Annotated in this window: 4 protein-coding genes, 1 tRNA gene and 1 rRNA gene; 3 read left to right on the forward strand and 3 right to left on the reverse strand. The window is 44.6% G+C overall.

Annotated features, from left to right (window positions below):
• Nucleotides 1–2 precede the first annotated feature (2 nt).
• Together ELZ11_RS18675 and ubiK are read left to right on the forward strand one after the other, a co-directional pair.
• Nucleotides 3–3,125, forward strand: a complete 3,123-nt coding sequence (locus tag ELZ11_RS18675; protein ID WP_137358886.1) for a multidrug efflux RND transporter permease subunit — start codon at nucleotides 3–5, stop codon at nucleotides 3,123–3,125.
• Nucleotides 3,126–3,267: 142 nt separating this feature from the next.
• Nucleotides 3,268–3,519: a ubiquinone biosynthesis accessory factor UbiK gene (gene ubiK / locus ELZ11_RS18680; protein ID WP_137358887.1), complete on the forward strand. Its 252-nt coding sequence runs from the start codon at nucleotides 3,268–3,270 to the stop codon at nucleotides 3,517–3,519.
• Between the two features lie 126 nt (nucleotides 3,520–3,645).
• Here the strand turns inward: ubiK and ilvC are convergent, their stop codons facing one another.
• Nucleotides 3,646–5,130: a ketol-acid reductoisomerase gene (gene ilvC, locus ELZ11_RS18685; RefSeq protein ID WP_137358888.1), complete on the reverse strand. Its 1,485-nt coding sequence runs from the start codon at nucleotides 5,128–5,130 to the stop codon at nucleotides 3,646–3,648.
• Nucleotides 5,131–5,276: 146 nt separating this feature from the next.
• On the opposite strand from ilvC, the gene ilvY reads away from it, so the two are divergent.
• Nucleotides 5,277–6,167 (forward strand): HTH-type transcriptional activator IlvY, encoded by an 891-nt coding sequence (ilvY, locus tag ELZ11_RS18690; RefSeq protein ID WP_137358889.1) that lies wholly within the window; start codon nucleotides 5,277–5,279, stop codon nucleotides 6,165–6,167.
• Nucleotides 6,168–6,255: 88 nt separating this feature from the next.
• Here the strand turns inward: ilvY and ELZ11_RS18695 are convergent.
• A tRNA-Ser gene (locus ELZ11_RS18695) sits at nucleotides 6,256–6,346 on the reverse strand.
• A gap of 71 nt (nucleotides 6,347–6,417) precedes the next feature.
• Nucleotides 6,418–6,498, reverse strand: a 5S ribosomal RNA gene (gene rrf / locus ELZ11_RS24110); the annotation flags it as partial.

A 6,498-nucleotide genomic window follows, 5' to 3' on the forward strand; every position in this document is an offset into this window, starting at 1 on the left:
CAATGCGCTTTACTGATGTTTTTATTAAACGTCCAGTTTTAGCGGTATCCATCAGCTTTTTGATTGCATTACTTGGCTTACAAGCAATCTTCAAAATGCAGGTGCGAGAATACCCTGAAATGACGAATACTGTAGTAACGGTCACGACCAGTTACTATGGTGCGAGTGCCGATCTTATCCAAGGCTTCATCACCCAACCTCTTGAACAGGCGGTGGCGCAAGCAGATAACATCGACTATATGACTTCTTCCTCTGTATTAGGTAGTTCTACCATTACAGTAAACATGAAGCTCAACACCGATCCGAATGCGGCCCTGTCAGACATACTGGCCAAGACCAACTCTGTGCGTTCTCAGCTTCCTAAGGAAGCGGAAGACCCAACAGTAACTATGTCTACCGGTTCAACGACAGCGGTACTTTACATTGGTTTTACCAGTGATGAGCTCGCGTCTAGCCAAATTACCGATTACCTAGAGCGTGTTATTAACCCGCAACTGTTTACGGTAAACGGTGTATCTAAAGTCGACCTATATGGTGGTATGAAATACGCGCTTCGTGTATGGCTTGATCCATCAAAAATGGCAGCGCTTAACCTAACTGCGACAGATGTTATGACGGTGCTTAATGCCAATAACTACCAATCAGCAACAGGTCAAGCAACGGGCGAGTTCGTACTTTACAACGGTAGCGCCGATACACAGGTATCCAATACTGAAGAACTAGAGAATCTGGTAGTTAAAAGCGGTGAAGGTGAAATCATTCGCCTATCTGATATCGCTAAAGTGTCTCTAGAGAAAAGTCACGATGTATACCGTGCAAGCGCAAATGGACAAGAAGCAGTTGTAGCCGCGATCAATGCTGCACCAAGTGCTAACCCAATTAACATTGCCGCGGATGTGCTAGATCTTCTTCCTCAACTAGAGAAGAATCTACCTAGCAACATTTCGATGAACGTGATGTACGACTCAACGATTGCGATTAACGAATCGATTCAAGAGGTAATTAAGACCATCCTTGAAGCTGCATTAATCGTATTGATCGTAATTACCTTGTTCTTAGGTTCATTCCGAGCAGTTCTGATCCCGATTGTAACTATCCCGCTATCTTTGATTGGTGTGGCAATGGTCATGCAGGCGATGGGCTTCTCTTGGAACCTGATGACGCTACTGGCAATGGTACTTGCCATCGGCTTGGTAGTTGATGATGCGATCGTTGTCCTAGAAAACGTTGACCGACATATCAAACTTGGAGAGTCCCCTTTCCGAGCAGCGATCATAGGTACACGTGAAATTGCCGTACCGGTAATCGCAATGACATTGACGCTAGGCGCGGTATACGCACCGATCGCGATGATGGGGGGTATTACAGGCTCGCTATTTAAAGAGTTTGCGTTAACCCTTGCGGGCTCGGTATTTGTATCTGGTATTGTTGCTTTAACCCTATCACCAATGATGTGTTCAAAAATGCTAAAAGCTCATGCTGAGCCAAGCAAATTTGAACAAAAGGTGCATAGCGTTTTAGACAGCATGACTAACCGTTATGAGCGCATGCTTAATGCGGTAATGCAGCACCGCCCTGTACTTATTGGTTTCGCAATTATCGTATTTGCTAGCTTACCTATGCTGTTTAAGTTTATCCCGAGCGAACTTGCACCATCAGAAGACAAAGGTGTAATCATGCTGATGGGTACTGCGCCATCAAACGCTAACTTAGACTTCATGCAAAACACCATGAATGACGTAAATACCATTCTTTCTGATCAACCAGAAGTCGCGTACGCACAGGTATTTACTGGTGTACCTAACGCTAACCAAGCGTTTGGTATTGCTTCTATGGTTCCTTGGAGTGAACGTGAAGCTAGCCAATCTGCGGTTGCTGATCGCGTTGGCCAATTAGTGAAAGATGTTCCGGGTATGGCAGTAACTGCATTCCAGATGCCAGAACTTCCAGGTGCAGGTTCTGGTCTTCCAATTCAGTTTGTTATTACAACGCCAAACAGTTTTGAAAGCTTATTCCAGATCACTACCGACATTTTGGCTGAAGTATCTTCAAACCCGCTATTCGTATACTCAGATCTAGATTTGAACTACGACTCAGCAACCATGAAGATCAACATCGACAAAGACAAAGCAGGCGCATACGGCGTAACCATGCAAGATATCGGGATGACTTTAGGCACTATGATGTCTGATGGTTATGTTAACCGTATCGACTTGAATGGTCGTTCATACGAGGTAATCCCTCAGGTAGAACGTAAGTACCGTCTAAACCCTGAGTCGATGAACAACTACTATGTTCGTGCAGCAGATGGCAACGCCGTACCATTAGGCAGTCTAGTGACCATTGATGTGGTTGCAGAGCCGCGCTCACTGCCTCACTTCAACCAGTTGAACTCTGCCACTATCGGTGCAGTACCTGCGCCAGGTGCAGCTATGGGTGACGCTATTGCATGGTTTGAAGATACAGCAGCGACCAAGCTACCAAGCGGTTACAACCATGACTACATGGGTGAAGCTCGCCAGTACGTAACAGAAGGTAGCGCGCTATACGCAACGTTCGGCTTAGCACTGGCTATCATCTTCTTGGTTCTAGCTATTCAATTTGAATCCCTGAAAGATCCATTGGTTATCATGGTATCGGTACCTCTGGCGATTTGTGGTGCACTTATCGCATTAGCATGGGGCGCAGCAACGATGAACATCTACTCACAAGTAGGTCTAATCACGCTGGTTGGTTTGATTACCAAACACGGCATCTTGATTTGTGAAGTGGCAAAAGAAGAACAACTTCACAACGGTAAAACTCGCATTGAAGCAGTAATGGAAGCAGCGAAAGTACGTTTACGTCCTATCCTAATGACCACTGCTGCGATGATTGCAGGTTTGATCCCGCTAATGTACGCGACAGGCGCGGGTGCCGCGCAACGCTTTAGTATTGGTATCGTTATCGTTGCAGGACTTGCAATTGGTACGCTATTTACGCTATTCGTTCTACCAGTAATTTACAGCTACTTAGCTGAGAAACATAAGCCACTTCCAGTCTTTGTTGAAGATAAAGACCTAGAGAAGCTAGCACGTGTTGACGAAGCAAAAGCAGCCAATCGTGAATTAGCTGATAACAAATAAGCGCAATACATAATGCTTACTAAAAGGTCACTTCGGTGGCCTTTTTTAATATTTCTACCTAGTCGACTTTTTCACGGCAAAAGAGCGACTTTCGTCAGCCGATTAAATAGAATAGAGAAAATTATTCGGAGTTAAAGCCACTATGTTTGATCCTAAAAAACTAGAGCAAATTGCTAAGCAAATCCATGACTCAATGCCTCAGCCTGTAAAAGAGCTAGGCACAGATGTCGATCAAAAAGTTCGCCAGGTCATTCAGGGCCAACTGAACAAGCTAGATGTTGTGAGCCGTGAAGAGTTTGATGTACAAACTCAAGTTCTATTGCGCACTCGTCAAAAGCTCACAGAGATGGAACAAAAGCTAGCTGACTTAGAAGCTAAACTTGCTGACAAATAATCAGCCACCCAAAACATTAAAGGCTTGGTCATTAACCAAGCCTTTTTTATTCCGGTTAGTTCAGTATGACAAGCAATAAAAAAGGCACTCAACTGAGTGCCTTTCGCATAACTAAAGACTTACAAATTAACCGCCAACAGCGATACGTTGCATGTCTGTCATGTAACCGCGTAGCTCTTCACCGATGTACTCTACAGGGTGGTTACGGATTGCATCATTTACTTCAATTAAACGAGCGTTGTCTACTTGGTTTGATGCATCAGCTAGGCCACGACCAATTACGTCTGTCGCTACTGATGGCATGAATTTCTCACGTAGAAGTGGAGTCGCAACGTTAGCAAACAGGTAGTTACCGTATTCTGCTGTATCAGAGATTACTACGTTCATTTCGTACAGACGCTTACGTGCAACTGTGTTAGCAATTAGTGGAAGCTCGTGTAGAGATTCGTAATAAGCAGACTCATCGATGATGCCTGACGCTGTCATGGCTTCAAACGCTAGCTCAACACCAGCACGAACCATTGCAACCATTAGGATACCGTTGTCGAAGTACTCTTGCTCAGAGATTTCAACGTCTGATGCAGGGTAGTTTTCAAAGGCAGTTTCACCTGTCTCTTCACGCCAGCCTAGAAGGTTTGCGTCATCATTTGCCCAGTCAGCCATCATAGTGCTTGAGAACTCACCAGAAATGATGTCATCCATATGCTTGTTGTAAAGTGGGCGCATTAGATCTTTCAGCTCTTCAGAAAGGTCGAACGCTTTAACTTTAGCTGGGTTAGACAGGCGATCCATCATGTGAGTCACACCGCCAAACTTAAGTGCTTCAGTGATCGTTTCCCAACCATATTGAAGAAGCTTACCTGCATAACCAGGTTCGATACCATCAGCGATCATCTTTTCGTAAGAAACGATAGAACCCGCTTGAAGCATGCCACATAAGATTGTTTGCTCACCCATTAGGTCAGACTTAACTTCAGCAACAAATGAAGACTCTAGACAACCAGCGCGGTGGCCACCTGTACCTGCAGCCCATGCTTTCGCGATATCCCAGCCTTCACCTTTTGGATCGTTCTCTGGGTGAACTGCGATTAACGTTGGTACACCAAAGCCACGCTTGTATTCTTCACGTACTTCTGTACCTGGACACTTAGGTGCAACCATTACAACTGTTAAGTCTTTACGGATTTGCATGCCTTCTTCAACTACGTTGAAGCCGTGTGAGTAACCTAATGCTGCGCCTTCTTTCATTAGCGGCATTACAGTTTCAACAACGTTTGTGTGCTGCTTATCTGGCGTTAGGTTGATCACTAGATCGGCTTCTGGGATTAGGTTTTCGTAGCTATCTACTTCAAAGCCGTTCTCTTTAGCGTTTTTGTACGATTGACGTTGCTCGTCGATTGCAGCCTGGCGCAAAGCATATGCTACGTTCAAGCCAGAATCACGCATGTTTAGACCTTGGTTAAGACCTTGAGCACCACAACCTACGATGACCACTTTTTTACCTTTCAGGAATTCAGCTTCTGTAGCGAATTCTTCGCGGTCCATAAAACGACAACGACCTAGTTGGTCCAATTGCTCACGTAAGTTTAATGTATTGAAATAGTTAGCCATTATAGGGCGCTCCTTTAAAAATATGTCCGTCAGGTCGATATCTCTCTATCGAATGACTTCATACTAAAACAGACACCCTGTTGCTTAAAGTGATATATTCACAATTAGTTATTGCAATTTATGCAACATGGAAACAATGTCAAAACATGAATATTAAAAGCTTACAACTCTTCATCCACTTATGTGATAGCAAGAACTTCAGCAAAACAGCTTCAGCTATGCATGTAAGCCCTTCTGCCTTAAGTAGGCAAATTCAAAAGCTGGAAGATGAAACCGGGCAAGAGCTACTTATTAGGGATAACCGCAGCGTTGACCTAACACCAGCGGGTAAACAGCTTTTGCCAGTTGCACTCAATATCGTCACAGAGTGGCAGCAATATAATGCTCACCTAAAAGGCGGAGAACAGGAGCTAAAAGGTGAAATTCGGATATTTTGTTCTGTTACCGCGAGCTACAGTCATTTGCCTGAGTTAATTGCCGAATTCCGCACTCTCCACCCTTATATAGAGTTTAAGTTATCGACAGGAGACCCTGCGCAAGCCATCGATAAGGTTTTAAATGATGAGGTCGATATCGCCATATCAGCTAAACCAGACATATTACCGTCTCGCCTGGAGTTCGAAACAATCAGCGACATCCCATTATCAGTGATCGCGCCAATCGGAATAAGCACCTTCACCCAGCAATTACATCAAGAACAGCCCGACTGGTCGCAAATACCCTTCATTATTTCAGAGGCTGGAACTGCACGAGAGCGCGCGAATGCTTGGTTTAAAAAGATGAAAATCAAGCCTAATATTTATGCACAAGTATCTGGGCACGAAGCGATTGTCAGCATGGTGGCTCTAGGGTGTGGGATTGGAATTGCGCCGGATGTCGTTATCAACAACAGCCCAGTCAGAGACAAGATCGAAAGGTTAAAAGTAGAGCCAATCAAACCATTCGATCTTGGAGTGTGCTGTAAGCGCTCTCAACTAGATAACCCTCTTATTAAGGCGCTATGGCAGGTCGCTGAAGGCAAATACATCTCTAGTTAATAGATATGAAGCGAATTACTCAGTTCGCTTCATTTATTTTCTTATAAACGTAAAAAATCCCGCTGATTTCTCAGCGGGCTTTTTAATGTGGCGGAGGGATAGGGATTTGAACCCTAGAAGAGCTATTAACCCTTGCCGGTTTTCAAGACCGGTGCTTTCGACCACTCAGCCATCCCTCCACAAATTGTCATCAATAGATTAGTACACTAATGATGTTGCTAGTTGCTTTCAGCAAATAGCGATATTTAAAGCCTGGCGATGTCCTACTCTCACATGGGGAAGCCCCACACTACCATCGGCGCTATTGTGTTTCACTTCTGAGTTCGGCATG

The organism is Vibrio profundi, assembly GCF_005281835.1.
In the GTDB taxonomy this organism is placed as follows: domain Bacteria; phylum Pseudomonadota; class Gammaproteobacteria; order Enterobacterales; family Vibrionaceae; genus Vibrio; species Vibrio profundi.

What these genes read in the sequence shown, in the direction of transcription:
- ELZ11_RS18675 (WP_137358886.1), top strand. Translation starts at nt 3, where the DNA reads ATGCGCTTTACTGATGTTTTTATTAAACGTCCAGTTTTAGCGGTATCC.
- ubiK (WP_137358887.1), top strand. Translation starts at nt 3,268, where the DNA reads ATGTTTGATCCTAAAAAACTAGAGCAAATTGCTAAGCAAATCCATGAC.
- ilvC (WP_137358888.1), bottom strand. Translation starts at nt 5,130, where the DNA reads ATGGCTAACTATTTCAATACATTAAACTTACGTGAGCAATTGGACCAA.
- ilvY (WP_137358889.1), top strand. Translation starts at nt 5,277, where the DNA reads ATGAATATTAAAAGCTTACAACTCTTCATCCACTTATGTGATAGCAAG.